Below are 17,590 nucleotides of genomic sequence, written 5' to 3'. Positions count from 1 at the left end.
TTATGGCAAGTGAAGAAGCAAAGTTTGTTGCGCGTGCCGAGCGTTTAGCTGGTTTTGGCGGTGTTACTTCTGCTCAGCGCATTACTAATCGTTACGTATTGCCTCAGTTTGGCGAGCAAACTCCATACGGCATGAAAACTCAGGATCCTTACACTAAGCTGTTTGAAGATCGCATTATTTTCATGGGTGTGCAAGTAGATGACACTTCTGCTGATGACATTATGGCTCAGTTGCTTGTTTTGGAGAGCATGGATTCTGATCGCGATGTGATGATGTACATTAATTCACCTGGTGGTTCGATGACTGCTATGACTGCGATTTATGACACCATGCAGTACATTAATCCAGATGTTCAAACTGTTTGCTTGGGTCAGGCTGCTTCTGCTGCTGCTATTATTCTTGCTGCTGGAGCTGCTGGTAAGCGCATGATTTTACCAAATGCGCGTGTGCTTATTCATCAGCCTGCAATGGGCCAAGATTTTGGTAAAGCTACTGAAATTGAGCTTCAGGCTAAGGAAATGTTGCGTTTGCGTTCTTGGTTAGAATCAACTCTTGCAAAACATACTGGTCAAGATATTGAGCGTATTCGTAAAGATATTGAAGTTGATACTATTTTGACTGCTTCAGAAGCCAAAGCTTATGGAATGGTTGACGAAGTGCTTGAGCGTAGAGCATAATTCAATCTTTACAACTTAGCGGATATTTATCAATATCAGTATTTTTAACAACAAACCCTGGTCGACACGCCGGGGTTTGTGTTTTAGTGCGGATAGTTGTATATTAGTCAAGTTGCCGGAAACAAGGACATGGTTTTTGAGACTGGAAACATGCGCCAGTAGCCCAACGGATTAGAGCATCTGACTACGGATCAGAAGGTTGCAGGTTCGAATCCTGTCTGGCGCACAAATGAAACGCGAAGCTTTTGCTCCGCGTTTTTTTTTAATTCGTATGCAACTCGCTCGGTTTATGCCTCTCAGTTATACTTAAAAGTGCGAATCACATATTTTGCACTATAAAACGTTATAAACGTATAAACGCTATAAATGCTATAAATGCATTTAGTGGAGGAAATATTTACAATATGATACGACGCAGTTGGAGAATAGCTTGCAATATTGCAAATAATGAGCGAATTTCTGGATTAATTATGCTTGGTTTTGCTCTTACTGGCTTATTGCTTGCAAACATTCCTTTAACAGCGCCAATATTTGAAGCTATATCGCATACTCATGTAGGCATTCCGTGGACGAATATACATATGTCAATTGGCCATTGGGTGCAAGACGGCGTGCTTACTATTTTCTTCCTGTCAGTTGGTTTAGATTTAAAACACGAACTTATTGCTGGTTCGCTTTCTGATCCTCGTGCAGCTGCAATGCCAATGATTTGTGCTGTTGGTGGAATGATTGTGCCTCCTTTACTGTTTGTTGCTACAGTAACTGTATTTTCTGAATTGCATGCCGGGCAGGAGATTATGCGTCTTACTTCTGGCGCTTTACCTTCGCTTGATATGGTTCGTGACGGGTGGGCAATACCTACGGCAACGGATATAGCTTTCTCTCTTGCTGTTCTTGCTTTATTTGCAAAAACTTTGCCACATGCTTTGCGCGCATTTCTTATGACTCTTGCTACAGTAGACGATTTGCTTGGAATAGCACTTATTGCTGTGTTCTTCTCGTCTCTTAACGCATGGTATTGGTTTGCTGGAGTAGTTGCTTGTGGTTTGGTTTGGACTACTTTAGTGCGTTTAAAGCGTGTTCCGTGGCCGTTGGTTGTAATAGTAGGAATTATGGCATGGATTATGATGTATGAAGCTGGTGTGCATCCAACTTTAGCTGGAGTAATGGTGGGTTTGCTAACTCCGGCGCATTTAGTTCATGGTGAACAAACGCTTCGTGCTGAACGCTATCGTGAAAAAATTCAGCCTGTTTCTGCGCTGCTGGCTCTTCCAATTTTCGCTCTTTTTGCTACAGGAGTGCATTTTGAAACATTGACTTGGGAGTTGTTCTTCTCGCCAATTTTGATTGCTATCACTATTGCTCTTGTTGTTGGTAAACCTGTTGGAATTATGGTAACTGCTTGGATATCAAAGCGTGTTCTGGGCTTGAAAGTTCCTGATGGTCTTCGAGTAGTAGACTTAATGCCTACAGCATGTGCCTGTGGAATTGGTTTCACTGTTTCTCTTCTTATTGCTTCTCTTGCGTATTCTGACGCAGATTTGTCTGCTGAAGCACGTTTTGGTGTTCTTGTTGCTTCTATTATTGCTGCAGGAGTTTCTGGATTCTTACTTTCTATGCAATCAAAGCATATGGAAGAAGAATTAGATGAAGTTGAAGACTAATTTCAATTATTATTCTTAACATCTTTGCAAGTAAGTTTCTAATGGAGTAATTATGTCTAATAGTAAAGAGGATTTTTCAGTAGATGTTTCACCTTGGAATAACACGTATCATCGTGGTTCTGTTGTGATGCGCGGTTCTATGATTCCTAAGGAGAGCACTACAGAGACGCTTCTTCGTAACGATAACAATCAGCAGCTTGTTTCTGGAGTTGGTGTAGAAGTAGATAAAAGATGGGATTGGCGTAGTGCGGATCCGTGGCGTGCGCTTCGTATTCAAGCTGAGTTTGTTGATGGTTTTGACGCGCTTGCATCGTTAGGTAAAGCTGTTAGTATTTTTGGTTCTGCTCGAATAAAAGAAGATGATTCTGAGTATTCTTTAGCTCGTACTATGGGTTCAGAGCTTGCAATACGTGGTTTTGCTGTTATTACAGGTGGCGGTCCTGGAATTATGGAAGCTGCAAACCGTGGTGCTGCAGAAGCTGGTGGTACGTCTGTAGGATTGGGGATTGAGCTTCCTCATGAGCAGGGTTTGAATAAATGGATTAATCTTGGCATGCAATTTCGGTATTTTTTCGTGCGTAAAACAATGTTTATGAAGTATTCTTCTGGAATTATTGTGTGCCCTGGCGGTTTTGGCACAATGGATGAAATGTTTGAAGCTTTGACTTTAGTGCAAACGCATAAGGTTGCGCGCGTGCCTGTTGTTCTTTTCGGTACTTCGTACTGGAATGGTTTGATTGACTGGCTGAAGTCTACAGTAACTCAACGAGGTTTTATTTCTTCACTCGATCCGCACTTGTTTGCTGTTACAGACGACCCAATAGAGGCGGTGCGCATAGCATCTGGAATTGAATAATCTAAGAGTTTTTGCGCTCGTTTACAAGCGTTGTAAGCTGCCAAATTTCTTCGCCAATATCAATTCCGCGAGGGCACTGTCTTGAACATGCTCTAACTGACTGGCATGCGTTAATACCGTCACTGCTGTCTATTAGATCAAGGCGATGCTCTGTTGCGTTGTCTCTGGAATCGTAAATAAAACGAGCCGCGTTAACCAATGCTGCAGGCCCAATAAAGGCTTCTCCGCCTGCATAAATTGGGCAAATTCCTTCGCAAGCACCGCACATAATGCAATTGCTCAAAAGCTCAAATTTTTTAAGTTCCTCAGGATGTTGCAAAAACTCAATAAGCTGGAGTTTCCCTTCAATATTTCTCGTAGAAACGTTAGATGCTTGCAAATAAGGTTCTAAGCGTTTTATTTGCGAAATCATAGGCGAAATATCGCAAATAAGATCTCGCTGAACTGCAAATCCTGAAAGTGGAGCAAGCTCAATAACACCAAAAGTGCCATTTTGCAAAGTGGTAGTCTCTTTAGATTTTTGCTGTAGAGTTGGCGATTTTGTCGACTGTGAGGAGCTGTTAGTAGTGCCAGTTTTTCTAAAGCCTCGAGATTGCACGCTATTTGTGCTTTCAGGACGTGCGTTTGCACCAATAGTTGCACTGCATAGTAATGTTGGCATGCCATTTACGTTTGCAGCGTCGGAACCGCAAACGCCGTGACCGCATGAGTAGCGGAAAGCTAAAGTTGGGTCGATTGTGCGTTTAATAGTCAGTAAACAGTCAAGAATAGTGTCAGTAGAATGAACGCGTAAACTGTAATCTTGAACCCAATGCTTACCTTGAATTCGTTTTGGAGAAGATTTGTAAGGTTCACCGGATTCACTAGATATTCTGGATTCACTAGATTCGGAAGAATTATTTATGTTATTTTTTGAAGAATCTAGTTTTGCGAAAGGGTTACTGCGCTTTCTGCGCGCAAAAGGACTTTCTCTGCGCTTGCGCTCTGTCTGTTTACTGTTTGAATCATCTTCAGATTTATTACATGGAGTAAAGCGTGAAATACGCAAAGTAACAAGCGCAGTGTTATCACCAAGCTCATTACTCATTGCAAACCTCCAATACGTACTGTTCTAGTTTGCCACAATACTTGCACAGAAACATTTTTTAGTACTTGGCGCATCCTCACGTTAGGCTTGAACTATGACTGACGCTTTATTTTTGCTTGATACTGATCACGATAATGCTCCTGTGCTTGCAGAAGGAATCGAAGAAGGGTGGACGATTACGCTTCCATCGCAAGTAAAACGTCACGCTATATCTGCCATGCGACTATTAGAAGGCGATGCTTTGCAACTTTCTGACGGCAAAGGCTTGCGCATTCATGCAAAGGTGACGGATGTTGAAAATGGCTTAGTTCGTGTAGAAGCGTTTACTAGGGAAGCTCCTCGCATGACTAGACTTGCACTTGTTCAAGCTTTGGCAAAAACAGGGCACGATGAGCAAGCAATTGATATGGCTACGCAAATTGGTGTGGATGAAGTAATCCCTTGGTGTGCGGATCGTTCAATTGCAAAGTGGAAACCTGGTCGCACAGATAAGCGTTGGAGCCAAGTTTTACAGTCTGCTACAGAGCAATCTCGTCGCGCATGGATGCCTGAACTTCAAGAATGTGTTTCAAGCAAGCAAATAGTGGCAATATGTAGGCGTGCGTGCGTTTACGGAAATCTCGTAATTGTATTGCATCAAGACGCAACTGATTGCTGGAATCAAATAGAACAAGCAGTAAATACTCTTAGCGAGCGCTGTTTGGAGGATGGTAAAGAGCGCACTGTTTACGTTTTAGTTGGGCCAGAAGGTGGTATTAGTGATGACGAAGTGTCAATGTTTATTGATGCTGGTGCTAAAAGCTGCGTTTTAGGCAGTAATATTCTTCGCGCATCTACTGCAGGACCTGTAGCTCTTTCTCTTCTTTCGCGCGCTTTAGGACGTTACGAATAATCGCATAAATCGTATCTAAAAGTGCTCATAATTGTGTAAAATAGTAAGAAGCATGTCGATTGCTTTTGGTTTAAGGCATTGATTTCATTTAGTAACAAATAGGGGAGAAACCATGAGTGGTATCACTTACAATACTGATGCTGATTGCATTTTTTGTAAAATTGTTGCTGGAGAAATACCGAGCAGCAGAGTTTATGAAGACGATTCGGTAGTTGCTTTTAAAGATATTAATCCGCAAGCAAAAGTGCATGTGCTGATTGTGCCGCGCAATCACTATAAGAATGTTGCTGAGCTTGCTAGTAAGGCTCCTGAAACTTTGGCTCATATTGCTGGTGTTGCGCAAAAAATTGCTGATGATGAATTCAACGGTGATTATCGACTCGTATTTAATACTGGTATTGATGCTGGTCAAACAGTGTTTCATGTTCATGCTCACGTATTGACTGGCGAAAAACTTGTAGAAGGTAGCTTGTAAACCGTGACGAAAAGTACTACGCGTTTTGTGCAAATTCCTAGCGAATTAAGCTCGGTTGCAGTTTTAGGTGCTGCAGATGCTGGTTTGCGTGAAGTAGAACATGCTTTTCCAGAAGCAGATATTACTGTGCGAGGCAAAGATGTTCAAATTGTTGCTCGTTCAGCTAGAGCAGATGAAGATGCAGCTAAAGCTGAGTATGCGTTTAGGCGCATGATTGATGCAGCTTACGAGCAACCTATGGATGCGTACGAAGTAAGACGCATGCTTGAGCGTGATATTTTGCATAACGATGAACACAATGTGCGTATAAACCGTATCGGTCATGATGATGGAGTGCTTGGGAATAGTATTATTTCTTCGTCGTATGCAATTAATAATTCTGTTTCGCGCGCTGAAAATGAGTTTTCAAGAGATTCAAGTGAGCTGTTGCCTTCTAGTGAAGAAGCTCATCGCCGTGCTATGAGCAGAAGAGCTCGAATGAGTAAAGGCGTGATTACGTTTGCTGGAGGAAATCCTGTTCGCGCAAAAACTGCTGGTCAAACAGCGTATGTGCAAGCAATGGATTGCAATATTGTAACGTTTGGAATTGGTCCTGCTGGTACTGGAAAAACGTATTTAGCAGTTGCTAAAGCTGTTCGTGCATTGGAAGATGGAAGAGTCCGCAGAATTGTTCTTACTCGTCCTGCTGTTGAAGCTGGCGAAAACTTAGGATTCTTGCCTGGTACTTTAAACGATAAGGTTGATCCATATTTGCGTCCACTCTATGATGCACTTTCTGATATGCTTGGATCTGCACAATTAAAACGCTATCTTGACGAGAATGTTGTTGAAGTTGCTCCTCTTGCTTATATGCGAGGTCGCACATTAAACGATGCTTTTGTTATTCTTGATGAAGCGCAAAATGCGACTGTTCAGCAATTAAAAATGTTCCTAACTCGACTCGGTTTTAATACAACCATGGTGATTACAGGAGATAGTACGCAGGTTGATTTAGCAGTTGTGCGTTCTGGTCTTGTTTCTATTGAGAAGATTTTGGGCGAAGTTAAAGATATTGCTTTTGTGCATTTGCAAGCAGAAGACGTTGTGCGTCATGCTTTGGTTGGTCGTATTGTGGAAGCATACGAAAATTACGATGCAATGCTTGAGCGTAAAAAACGTGAACGTACTAAAGAATCTACTGAGAGGAATAACAGATAAATCATGAGCATTGAAGTCATGAATGAAACAGTGTGGAATATTGACGCTAAAATCTTCTCAGATCTTGGAATGTGGGTTCTTCAACAAATGAAAGTAAGTACGCATTCGGATTTATCGATTACTTTTGTTGATCCAGAGCCAATTGCCTGTTTGCATGAACGTTGGATGAACCTAGAAGGCCCAACGGATGTTATGAGTTTTCCAATGGACGAGCTTACTCCTGGAAGCGATGAAAAAGTTTCTGAAGGAATGCTTGGAGACTTGGTGATTTGCCCGTGGGTTGCTCAACAGCAGGCGCTCGCAGCTGGGCACAGTACTATGGAAGAAATGTTGTTGCTAACTATTCACGGTATTTTGCATTTGCTTGGCTATGATCACACTACTCCGGAAGAAGAAAAGCAAATGTTTGGTTTGCAACGTCAACTAATGCTTACTTTTTTCGCTGCTCGATCTGGAGAATTGTATGATGCTACGTTGCCGGAAGGTGCAATAAACGAGCTTGAGCGTTACGATGCTGAGCATGAAGCGAGTAGCGTCAAAAATAAAAATAAAAATAAAAAACAGCATTAAAGCGCATTAAGAGCATAATTATGGAATATATTAAACGAATATTTTCTAGCATATCAGTTCCGCAATTGCCGTTGCATGTCTGGATTGGTTTAGCCGCATTGCTTGTGCTGGCAATGCTGCTTGTATGGCTTTCGCTTGCGATGGCTGCTGCAGAAGGTGCAGTGCCTAGAGTTACTCGTGCAAGCTTAAATAATCTTATGATTGAAGCGCAAACGCATGATGATGAAACTAGTGCCATAGTGCGTATGCGTCGAATTGCTAGAATCCATCGTGTAAAAAAACTGATTGCTGACCGTTATACAACTTCTGGAGCATGCGCTTTTGTGCGTGTGCTATGTAACGTTTTAGATGGAGTTTTGTTTGCTTCTTTAGCTGCATTTTTCGGCTCGCCTTTATGGGTAACTCTTATTATTGGTGTTGTTGTTTCAGTAGTTGTAGCTGTGATTTCTATTCTTGTTCGCCCACGTTCGGTTGGTGCGGCTCAACCTGTAGCAAAGTTGATGCGGCTTTCTCGCATTGTGTCTATTGCTATTGCGATTAATCCTTTAGTGCATATTGCTAGCGATGTTGACGTCACTTCTAGGAAAAAGCATGTTGATCCGTCAGATGATGAAGCTTTGGAAGATATTCAGCTGGATCAAGCAAAGGCTAGTATTGACCGACTTGTTGAAGCGAATGATTTCGATCCGGAAGTTTCGGAAATGATGCGCAATGTGCTCACGCTTTCAGATACTTTGACTCGCGAAATAATGGTACCTAGAACCGATATGATTTGCGTAAAAAGCGACGAAACGCTGGAAAATTTCCTTAAATTATGCTCTCGCTCAGGATTTTCTCGAGTTCCCGTCATTGGAGATTCTGTAGATGATTTAGTAGGTGTTGCTTATTTGAAGGATGCTGTACGCGCTACTGTGTTTAATCCTGCAGCATCTTCTAGAGCAGTTGAAACAATTAGCCGAGACCCTATGCTTGTTCCTGAGTCGAAGCCGGTTGACGATTTATTCCACGAAATGCAGCGAATTCGCCAGCATGTGGCAGTAGTGGTTGACGAATATGGTGGAATTGCTGGTTTGGTTACTATTGAGGATGCTATTGAGCAAATTGTTGGCGAGTTGGAAGATGAGCACGATCGCACTCAGCATGCAGATCCGGAAGAAATACGTGACGGCGTGTGGAAGATGCCTGCTCGAACGTCAATCGCAGATTTGGAAGATATTTTTGAAGTTCATATTGACGAAGACGATGTGGATACTGTGTTTGGTTTGCTTACGAAGTTGATTGGTAATGTGCCGATTGTTGGTTCCAGTGCTATTACAAGAGGACTAAAATTAACTGCTGTAGATTCAGCTGGTAGGCGAAAGAAAGTATCTACTATTTTAGTAGAACGAGATGCGCAAGTTTTGGAAGAGTCTAAGGATAATCAAAATGACATTAGCTCTTCCGAAAAATCTGCTGAAAGCAAACAAACCAATGCTTTGAAGCAAGCTAGTACTATGAAACAAACGAATATGCTGAAATAAAGAACTGGACGGTAAGAATAACGTGAATAATATTAACAACTTTGACGATACTGATGACTTCGATGACACTGATGACTTTGACGACGAGATGTTTGCAAATCTAGACGCTTCAACTTGCGCAACGATTTCTACTCCTGATTTTCACGGTTATCGTTCCGGTTTCGTAGCTGTAGTTGGTAGACCAAACGTTGGTAAGTCTACGCTTATGAATGCTCTTATTGGTACGCAAATTGCTATTGCGTCTTCTCGTCCGGAAACTACGCGTAAGGCTATTCGAGGGATTGTTACTACCGATAATGCACAAATGGTGTTGGTTGATACTCCTGGTATTCACCGTCCTCGTACGCTTCTTGGTCAGCGTTTGAACGATATTGTTGACGAGTCGCTTGCAGATGTTGACGCGATTGCATTTTTGCTCCCAGCAGACCAGGAAATAGGACCAGGAGATAGGCGAATTTTAAGCCGTCTTCGCTCTGATTTTGCTAAAAAAGATGAGAAGGGCAATTGGACTTGGAAAGTTCCGCTTATCGGTATTGTTACGAAAATCGATACGCTTAGTCGCAGTGAGTTAGTTACGCATTTGCTTCAAATTCAGCAGTTTGCTGATTTTACGGATATTGTGCCTGTGAGTGCGTTGGAACGTGACAATGTTGACGAAGTTAAGAATGTTTTGATTCAAAACTTGCCGGAAGGTCCGCAAATGTATCCGGCGGATCAGCTTAGTGAGGAAAGCACAGAAAGCATGATTTCGGAGCTTATTCGCGGCGCATTTTTGGAAGAGTTGGACGACGAGTTGCCTCATTCTTTAGCTGTTGTAGTTGACGATATTGTGTATCCGGGGGATGGCGAAGATACTCAATACGAAGACAACAAAGCGCATGTGCTTGTATCTGTTTATGTTGAGCGTGATTCTCAAAAGCCGATTATTATTGGTCATCGTGCGGAGCATTTAGTGCGCGTAAAGAAGCGTTTGCGCACGGCGGTAAATCGTATTACTGGAACAAAAGCTGTGCTTGAATTGCACGTGAAAGTTGCAAAAGGATGGCAGAGCGACCCTAAGAAGCTTGAGCGTTTAGGGTTCTAGTAGAGCATATTTTGCTTATTTCGATATTATTGGACAATTACTTAATTTTATTGTGCCTTAAGCCTAATGTGTTTGCACAAAATTGTCGTAAATTAATGCAAAACCGCGGCGAGCAAGTTGAATAAAACAAGTTAAGCCGCGGTTTTGCGATATGCACTTAGTTAAGTTAATTTAAACAAACTACTTTTTGCGCGTCGTATACATTTGTGTATTAAGTAAAGTAGTGTAACGCTTAATAACTCGTGGACGAATAATCTTCATAGACGCAGTCATTAAGCCGTTTTCTTGCGTAAACTCTTCTGGCAAAATAATGAACTTTCGCACAGATTCTGCGCGTGACACGCCTTCATTGGCAAGATCTATAAATTTTTGCACTTCAGCACGAACAACAGCATTATTAGCAGCCTCTTCCATGCTCATAGTGGCGTCAAGACCCTTGAGTTTAAGCCAATTTCGTAAAGTTTCTTCGTCTAAAGTAACAAGTGCAGAAATAAACGGACGCTTATCTCCAAGAACGAGAGCTTGAGACACAAGTTCGCATCTCTTAATCATCTCTTCAATAGGTCCAGGAGCAACATTCTTACCGCCAGCAGTAATAATCAAATCCTTCTTACGTCCGGTAATATAAAGCATGCCATCGTCGTCAATTCGTCCCAAATCGCCTGTTGCATACCATCCGTCTTTAGTAAATGAAGTTTCTGTTGCTTCATCGTTTTTGTGATACTTATGGAATACGCAAGTGCCTTTAATTTGAACTTCGCCGTCGGATGCGATTCGCAAAGTAAAAGCTGGGAATGCGATGCCAACAGAACCTTCTCGGAATGGAACTCCAATAGGAGTAAACGCGCATGGTGCAGTAGTTTCTGTAAGACCATAACCTTCGTAGACAGGAACTCCTGCTCCGCGGAAGAATGAAAGCAATTCAGGATCTAGAGGAGCTCCACCTGCAACAATCCAGCGTGCGCGACCGCCAAGAGCTTGACGAAGTGGACGATAAACAAGCGGATCGTAAGCAGTGCGGCGAGCTTTAGTAAGAGCTTTAGCATCACCAAATTCCTGAACTTCCTTCATATACTGTTGAGCCGTCACAACAGCACCCTGGAAAGCCAAGCCTTTAGCACCGTGACCAGCCTTCTGCGAAGCTGCGTTATAAACCTTCTCAAGAACTCGAGGGACAACGATCATAACCGTAGGTTTTGCAACTTGCAAATCAGAAATCAAAGTAGGAATACCTTGAGCAATATAAATGCGCAACGTACTTGCAACAACAATATAGTTAATTGCTCTTGCAAAAGAGTGTGCTTGAGGAAGGAACAAAAGCACAGAACCGTCTTTTTCGCTAAGCAAATTTGGCAAGTAAACAGGCAAATTCAACGCTGTAGTGCAATAGTGTTCGTGAGTCATTTCCACGCCTTTAGGTGCAGCTGTGGAACCAGAAGTGTAAACAATAGAGCACAAGTCTGTTTTCTTTACAGAATCAATGCGAGCATCTAGTTCCTCATCGCTAACAGCGTATCCGAAAGCTTGAAGTTCTGCTAAACCGCCTGTTTCAATGCAAATAATGCGTTCCAAGCTTGGGCATTCTTCAATAGCTCCATCAGCTTTATCTCGCATGTCAGTTGTTTCAACAATAAGGAAACGCGAGTCGGAATTATTCACAATATTGCGAATTTGCTCAGCTGAATCCGTGTCATAAATAGTTGCAAGAACACCACCACAAGCCATAACTGCTGCGTCGGTGACGTCCCACTCATATGATGTTTTGCACATAAGGGCAACGGCGTCGCCTTTGCGCAATCCGTAGTGCATCAAACCTTTTGCAGCATCGCGTACTTCTTGAAGGAACTGATTAGCTGTTTTTGTGACCCACTTATCGTTTTCTTTATAAGTGTAAAGCGGATCGTCACCCATACGTGCTGCGCGATCTGCATATAAGTCATAAATGCTTGTGCCTTCGTCAAGAGGTGCTGCGCTTTCGGTTTTTGTGGTCAGCAAGCCTGTTTCCGGATCGATAAACGTCGTTGTTGGCATTTGCGCGCCCCACTCTTCTACGTGTGGAAGGCGTTGCTTTTGTGAAAGTAAAGTATTTGTGTTTTCTTGATCCGTATTAAGGTAGTCTGGTTCGCCTGCACGGTCATCGCTGACTGGGTGCGCGAAGTTACTGCCAATACGCAATGCTTTACGGGCAAGATTAAACGCTTGCTGTTGGAGTGCATTAAAAACGGACACATTTGCTCCTTCATTATGCCAAACGGCTTGCGGATTAAGCGCACATCATAGTATCATGCTATGCACTTGCATACTATTAACTATAATAATCGTTCGTATGCTCAAGTAGCAGTTATATTCGATTTGATTAGTAATAATTTTGTATTTGCCATAAGTCGTAGCCTGTCGTTAGAATAGCAAAGTTGCTTTGGCGAGGGAATATGCCGCTAGCTTTGTGGCAGAGTTCCGTTATCGACTGGGCTGATAGCCTCTTATGGTTTTCGGCGCGTCGGTGCGCCTGAAGCTGGATTAACAAACTAAACTATCCAGACCATAAGGAGACCGATATGGCTACAAAAATTACTCTTGAAGGCGAATTGCGCACTGAGTTTGGTAAGGGTGTTGCTCGTCGTTTGCGCGTAGCTAAGCTGATTCCAGCAAGCCTTTATGCTGGCGGTGCTGAACCAGTGCATGTTACTCTTCCAATGCGCGAAACCACTTTGGCTTTGCGTCACGCTAATGCTTTGTTCACTATTAAGTTTGGCAAGGAATCTCGCATTGCAGTTGTTAAGGATGTTCAGCGTAACCCTGTTAAGCGCATTGTAGAACACATTGACTTCTACGAAGTTAAGGCTGGCGAAAAGATTGACGTTGAAGTTCCAGTCTTCGTTGAAGGCACTCCAAAGGGTGCTGCAGTTGCATTCGTGGATGTCCAGGAGCTCAAGGTTCGCGCAGACGTTGCTAACTTGCCAGAGCGTTTGGTTGTTAACGTTGATGGTTTGACCGACGGCATCAAGGTGTTTGCTAAGGATGTCAAGCTTCCTGAGGGTGTTGAGCTCGATATGGATGGCGAAGAATCCGTTGTGAGCGTCACTGTTCCTGAAGATGCTGCTACAGCCGAAGCTGCTGCTCCTGCTGCAGATGCTGCTGCCGCCGCTCCAGCTGCTGCTCCTGCTGCAGAAGAAAAGTAAGTTAACGTATTCACTTATAACTTATAAAATAGTTTAAAATTTTAAGCCGCATAAGTCAGTTCTTATGCGGCTTTTTTCATATAAAATCAACAAATTTGCTAAATAATTTTTACTTTAAAGCATATTTTTTGAAATATTTCTTAAGATATTTTGGCGTGTAAGTTTTGCGAAAAACAAGAATCGTATTATTCTATACGTTAATTGCGGTAAAAGGCAAGTAGAAATAATCCACATAGAAAAGAGACATAATGGCTGATTTAGAAGTAGCTCCAGAGTTTTCTGACGCTTATGAGTCTTATGATCATAGCGATACAACTCTGTTGAACAAATTGGCTGGCAACTTTGAAGTTCTGCCGAATGATAATCCAGTTTCGGACGCAAAGCGCAACGAACTTATTGATAAGCCTGCTTTCGGTCAGATTTTCTCCGACAATATGGTTCATATGTCTTGGACTAAAGGCGAAGGATGGTCTGATCGTCGTGTAGAGCCTTATGGTCCATTGAAAATGGATCCAGGTGCATCTGTGTTGCACTATGCTCAGGAGTGCTTTGAAGGTTTGAAGGCTTATAAGCGCGCCGACGGCTCTATTTGGCTTTTCCGCCCAGATATTAATGCTGCTCGTTTCCAAAATTCTGCTAAGCGTTTGTATTTGCCGGAACTCTCTATTGATGATTTTATTGGATCGGTTGCAGCCTTGGTAAAGCGAGATAAGCAATGGGTTCCGAGCCGTCGAGAGTATACGCTTTACATGCGTCCATTCATGTTTGCTTCCGAGCCGTTCCTCGGTGTGCGCGAAGCTCACGAAGTTGAATACTGTGTTATCGCTTCTCCATCCGGCCCATACTTCAAGGGTGGTTTGAAGCCTGTTAGCATTTGGGTTGAAGATCAGTGGTTCCGTACTGGTCCTGGTGGTACTGGTTTTGCTAAGTGCGGTGGAAATTACGCTGCTTCCTTGCTTGGTGAATACAAGGGTATTGAGCACGGTTGCGAGCAGGTGTGCTTCGTCGATGCTGCAACTAAGACTTATTTGGAAGAGCTTGGTGGCATGAATATGTTCGCACTCCACAAGGATGGCCATTTGGAAACTCCATCTCTTACTGGCAGTATTCTTCCTGGCGTTACGCGTCGTTCTTTGATTCAGCTTGCTGAGGAAGCAGGACATAAGGTTGTTGAAACCATGATTCCTCTTCAAGGGTTGCTTGACGACATTCGTTCTGGCGAGGTTACTGAAGTCTTTGCTTGCGGTACTGCTGCAATCATTACGCCAATTGGTCGCTTTAAGTCCGATGAATTCGATCTTAAGGTTGCCGATGGTGGCGTTGGTGAGTTAACTCAGGCTTTGCGCGATGAGTTACTTGGCATTCAGCTCGGTGATGTCGAAGATAAGCATAACTGGATGTGGAAAGTTTGCGACTGATTTATATAAGTTAGTTAATATTATCTAATCTAATGTTGCTTATGGCGCGTTGTACTCTATATATTTAGATATCGTATAGAGTACAACGCGTTTGTTTGTTATGCGCGCAGTGTTTTGGTGAATTTATTTGAAGGGAAATGCTTTGGAAGGTGCGTTAGGGGATAACATCTTTTTTCTTATAGTTGAGTATGTTGCTATGGGATGTTGTGGCATGGTTGGCGGCATGTGGGCTATTCGTAAGAATTATGATGTTTTTGCGATTATTACTACGTCTTGGATAACTGCATTGGGTGGCGGTATTGTTCGTGATGTGTTGCTTGGAGCATTGCCACCTGTTGGTATTGCTGATCGTGGTTTTGTTATTACAGGTCTGCTTTCTGGTGTTATTGTGGCTGTTGCTCACCCTGAGATTGATAAATGGCGTTGGTTTATGCTTACGCTTGATGCCTTGGCGTTGGGCCTGTTTGCTGTGAATGGCACAGCAAAAGGTTTGGACTTCCACATGTCTGGTATGGCTTCAGTATTTTTAGGAATGGCAACTGCTTTAGGAGGTGGTTTGATTCGCGACATGATTTTGAATCAAGTTCCTGTTATTGTGCGGGATAAGCATTGGTATGCTTTCCCTGCTTCAGTGGGATGTATACTAACCGTTTGTGTTGTAAAAGCAAGGTATGCAGGTTATTTTGGTTTAACTGTTGAAATATTGCTTGATATCCTTATTGTTGCTCTTGTTGTTGCAATGCGTTTGTTGTCTGTGAAACTAGATTTAACTTTATTTGGAGCAATGAACCGCACGGAACCTATTAAGGTTAGACGTCCTCGTATTCGTCGTATTAATAATCGTCGTCATCGTTAATATTGGGTAAGCGGCAAAAAAGTGTGTCTAAAAACCCGAGTTTTCGTTGAAATACCAAGGGAAGCTCGCTGTCATTAAGCTAAAAAGCTTAACATTTAGTATTACTTGACATTGAAAACAAATAGAGGTATAAGGCGTGCGATGTGCTTAATACATGCCTAGATTAAGTAGTAAACGCTGCCCAATATGCTCTCATTCAATGAAGAGAAATGGTAGAACACGTAAAGGTGCTATCCATTGGAGATGTACTGCATGTGGAATGTCTTTTACAAGGAAACGTGAAGATATTACACATGTAGCACAATTTGATAAATTCATTCATTGGATTATGGGAAACCAGACTCAATGTGAAGCCTGTCCTAGTGGTTCTGATAGAACATGGCGATATCGGATTGAATGGTATTGGAATGTTAAACCAGAATTACCCGAGACAGGCGAAATTTATGACTATGTTCAAATCGATGGAACATACCTTCCATACGGGTGGTGTTTATTAACCGCGGCAAGCAAGGGTAAAGTTATTGCTTTGCAATGGTGTAACAAAGAAAATTATTGATGACCAGCAATCAATTGGGTCTTCGGGTTTCGATACAAGCTTTGACTTATGTAGGGCAGATTACTACCCAGATATATCAATTAGAAAAGGAACACTACACTAACGACACGCCTGAATAAACACGTTTACAGACACACTTTTGCCGCTTACCTGATTATGACGGCATTTCTATCAATCAAGTATTATATTATCGCCTTGTGAGCATAACAACGTGAGTCACTCACCACATGTTTGGCCAACATGCTGTTTACTGGAATACGCTTACTCACTAATTGATAAGGCCAATATTAGAGAGGTCATCTTATGATGAAGAAAGTTAGTTCATTGTTACTAGCTGCAGCATCATTACTTGGAAGTATGGTGTTTGCAACTCCATCTTTTGCAGTTCAATCAACATCACAATATGGGAATTTTAAGTCTGAAATGAGAGGATTGCGTTCTCCAGATGGTCGACGTTCAATTGTTCCAGTATCTGGACAAGGATTGAATGTGCATACGCTAGCTGGTGATACTATCGTAGTAAAGAATAATATAGCTACTTGGAGAGATGCAACAAATCATACTATAGCAACTATCAATTTAACAGTTCATGACGGGCAGCATGTTGATTTTGGTTATAGCAAAGTTCTTCATAGGATTGCTCCTACTGTTTCCTTAGAGACAGCTTTAGAACGTGGTGGAAAGAAACATCATTGTATTCCTAAATGGATTGGTGTGGGATGGAATGTTTTATGGGATGCAACAGTTTGTACTCCATTATCACTTGGTATTTCTGGATTGGCGTCACCAATTGCTGGTGTTTCGGCTGATATAGCTTGTAGCGCTGCAGGTGGCACTTTGACAGCAGCATTGGGGTGTTAATATGGATGATGCAACTATTTCGAAGAAGCATGCCACAACAGGGCATCGGTCATGGCTTGCTTCGTTTGCTACCATTTGGCTGACGAGTGTTGTTTTCTCGTGCATCAATCATTTACCTTGGTATGCCAATGCTATTTCAGGGGTAATCTTGCTGATCGCAGCGTTTGTATGCCATGCATTGTTGCAGCATCACCATGTGAAGCCTATGGATTACGTGGTGTTTGCTGCTGCCGTGGCAGTTATACTCGTAGTGGTACTCGTATTGGCGTATATCGTCTAAATTACGTTGCCGATAGAGTGATATAAATAATCCCCAGCACCGATTGGTACTGGGGATTTTCCTTACATGCTGTGTTATGCAGTTACCTGCACAAACTTCACAGAGCGTTAATCGCTACAGCAAGACCAGACTTGCGGTTTGCAGCCTGATTCTTATGAATCACGCCACGACCTGCAGCCTTGTCAAGCTTCTTAGCGGCTACTGCGAAAGCGGCCTGCGCTGCAGCCTTATCACCAGCGGTGATGGCTTCACGAGTAGCACGAATAGCAGTCTTCAAAGCAGACTTTACTGCTACGTTACGCTTATGTGCTTTCTCGTTAGTGAGAACACGCTTTTTCTGCGACTTAATGTTTGCCACTGTTACTCCAAACGACGTTTGCTATATAAGGACATACAAATGATAAGTGTATCATGCTTA

Annotated in this window: 16 protein-coding genes, 1 tRNA gene and 2 pseudogenes; 16 read left to right on the top strand and 3 right to left on the bottom strand. The window is 42.6% G+C overall.

From position 1 onward, the window contains the following. Positions 1 to 2 precede the first annotated feature (2 nt). The 4 genes and pseudogenes from HXT37_RS04830 (at position 3) to HXT37_RS04815 (ending at position 3,197) form a co-directional block, all read left to right on the top strand. On the top strand, positions 3 to 677 hold the full coding sequence (locus HXT37_RS04830) for an ATP-dependent Clp protease proteolytic subunit (protein ID WP_004108705.1): 675 nt from the start codon (positions 3 to 5) through the stop codon (positions 675 to 677). Between the two features lie 152 nt (positions 678 to 829). Continuing rightward, positions 830 to 903: transfer RNA gene (locus HXT37_RS04825), tRNA-Arg, on the top strand. Between the two features lie 178 nt (positions 904 to 1,081). After that, positions 1,082 to 2,320 (top strand): annotated as a pseudogene (locus tag HXT37_RS04820) (Na+/H+ antiporter NhaA); the annotation flags it as partial. 73 nt (positions 2,321 to 2,393) lie between these two features. Further along, a complete protein-coding gene (locus HXT37_RS04815; RefSeq protein ID WP_102703147.1) occupies positions 2,394 to 3,197 on the top strand; it encodes a TIGR00730 family Rossman fold protein in 804 nt (267 codons plus the stop codon). A 1-nt stretch (position 3,198) separates the two neighbouring features. Here HXT37_RS04815 and HXT37_RS04810 read toward each other — a convergent pair whose 3' ends face one another. After that, on the bottom strand, positions 3,199 to 4,284 hold the full coding sequence (locus tag HXT37_RS04810; RefSeq protein ID WP_421779344.1) for a succinate dehydrogenase/fumarate reductase iron-sulfur subunit: 1,086 nt from the start codon (positions 4,282 to 4,284) through the stop codon (positions 3,199 to 3,201). Between the two features lie 94 nt (positions 4,285 to 4,378). Here HXT37_RS04810 and HXT37_RS04805 point away from each other — a divergent pair, with 94 nt between their 5' ends. The 6 genes from HXT37_RS04805 (at position 4,379) to era (ending at position 10,022) form a co-directional block, all read left to right on the top strand. Continuing rightward, positions 4,379 to 5,176, top strand: a complete 798-nt coding sequence (locus tag HXT37_RS04805) for a 16S rRNA (uracil(1498)-N(3))-methyltransferase (RefSeq protein ID WP_004108731.1) — start codon at positions 4,379 to 4,381, stop codon at positions 5,174 to 5,176. A gap of 112 nt (positions 5,177 to 5,288) precedes the next feature. Then, entirely contained in the window at positions 5,289 to 5,651 is a 363-nt protein-coding gene (locus HXT37_RS04800) for a histidine triad nucleotide-binding protein (RefSeq protein WP_004108733.1), read from the top strand. 3 nt (positions 5,652 to 5,654) lie between these two features. Continuing rightward, positions 5,655 to 6,848, top strand: coding sequence for a PhoH family protein (locus HXT37_RS04795; protein WP_421779342.1), 1,194 nt, complete (start codon positions 5,655 to 5,657; stop codon positions 6,846 to 6,848). Between the two features lie 3 nt (positions 6,849 to 6,851). Further along, complete coding sequence (gene ybeY / locus HXT37_RS04790; RefSeq protein ID WP_004108739.1) at positions 6,852 to 7,418, top strand: rRNA maturation RNase YbeY; 567 nt, start codon at positions 6,852 to 6,854, stop codon at positions 7,416 to 7,418. A 20-nt stretch (positions 7,419 to 7,438) separates the two neighbouring features. Then, positions 7,439 to 8,938 (top strand): hemolysin family protein, encoded by a 1,500-nt coding sequence (locus tag HXT37_RS04785; RefSeq protein ID WP_004108742.1) that lies wholly within the window; start codon positions 7,439 to 7,441, stop codon positions 8,936 to 8,938. A gap of 22 nt (positions 8,939 to 8,960) precedes the next feature. Next, the gene (gene era, locus HXT37_RS04780) at positions 8,961 to 10,022 is read left to right on the top strand and encodes a GTPase Era (RefSeq protein ID WP_004108744.1); all 1,062 of its coding nucleotides are present in this window, start codon (positions 8,961 to 8,963) and stop codon (positions 10,020 to 10,022) included. A 180-nt stretch (positions 10,023 to 10,202) separates the two neighbouring features. On the opposite strand, the gene HXT37_RS04775 is transcribed toward era, so the two are convergent. Then, the gene (locus HXT37_RS04775) at positions 10,203 to 12,251 is read right to left on the bottom strand and encodes an AMP-dependent synthetase/ligase (RefSeq protein ID WP_012914232.1); all 2,049 of its coding nucleotides are present in this window, start codon (positions 12,249 to 12,251) and stop codon (positions 10,203 to 10,205) included. Positions 12,252 to 12,577: 326 nt separating this feature from the next. Here HXT37_RS04775 and HXT37_RS04770 point away from each other — a divergent pair, with 326 nt between their 5' ends. The 6 genes and pseudogenes from HXT37_RS04770 (at position 12,578) to HXT37_RS04745 (ending at position 17,172) form a co-directional block, all read left to right on the top strand. Then, the gene (locus HXT37_RS04770) at positions 12,578 to 13,201 is read left to right on the top strand and encodes a 50S ribosomal protein L25/general stress protein Ctc (RefSeq protein WP_012914231.1); all 624 of its coding nucleotides are present in this window, start codon (positions 12,578 to 12,580) and stop codon (positions 13,199 to 13,201) included. A 248-nt stretch (positions 13,202 to 13,449) separates the two neighbouring features. Then, a complete protein-coding gene (locus HXT37_RS04765; RefSeq protein ID WP_004108753.1) occupies positions 13,450 to 14,619 on the top strand; it encodes a branched-chain amino acid aminotransferase in 1,170 nt (389 codons plus the stop codon). A gap of 142 nt (positions 14,620 to 14,761) precedes the next feature. Next, positions 14,762 to 15,475 (top strand): trimeric intracellular cation channel family protein, encoded by a 714-nt coding sequence (locus tag HXT37_RS04760; RefSeq protein ID WP_102703144.1) that lies wholly within the window; start codon positions 14,762 to 14,764, stop codon positions 15,473 to 15,475. A 154-nt stretch (positions 15,476 to 15,629) separates the two neighbouring features. Continuing rightward, a pseudogene (locus HXT37_RS04755) lies at positions 15,630 to 16,025 on the top strand (transposase-like zinc-binding domain-containing protein); the annotation flags it as partial. Positions 16,026 to 16,334: 309 nt separating this feature from the next. After that, positions 16,335 to 16,892, top strand: a complete 558-nt coding sequence (locus HXT37_RS04750) for a hypothetical protein (protein ID WP_102703143.1) — start codon at positions 16,335 to 16,337, stop codon at positions 16,890 to 16,892. Position 16,893: 1 nt separating this feature from the next. Continuing rightward, complete coding sequence (locus HXT37_RS04745; RefSeq protein WP_033888441.1) at positions 16,894 to 17,172, top strand: hypothetical protein; 279 nt, start codon at positions 16,894 to 16,896, stop codon at positions 17,170 to 17,172. Between the two features lie 97 nt (positions 17,173 to 17,269). On the opposite strand, the gene rpsT is transcribed toward HXT37_RS04745, so the two are convergent. Beyond that, entirely contained in the window at positions 17,270 to 17,530 is a 261-nt protein-coding gene (rpsT, locus tag HXT37_RS04740) for a 30S ribosomal protein S20 (RefSeq protein ID WP_004106518.1), read from the bottom strand. Between the last annotated feature and the right edge of the window lie 60 nt (positions 17,531 to 17,590).

Origin of the sequence: Gardnerella sp. DNF01151, from assembly GCF_049244235.1 — a bacterium.
Taxonomy (GTDB): domain Bacteria; phylum Actinomycetota; class Actinomycetes; order Actinomycetales; family Bifidobacteriaceae; genus Bifidobacterium; species Bifidobacterium swidsinskii.
This window is presented reverse-complemented; position numbering and strand designations above follow the sequence as displayed.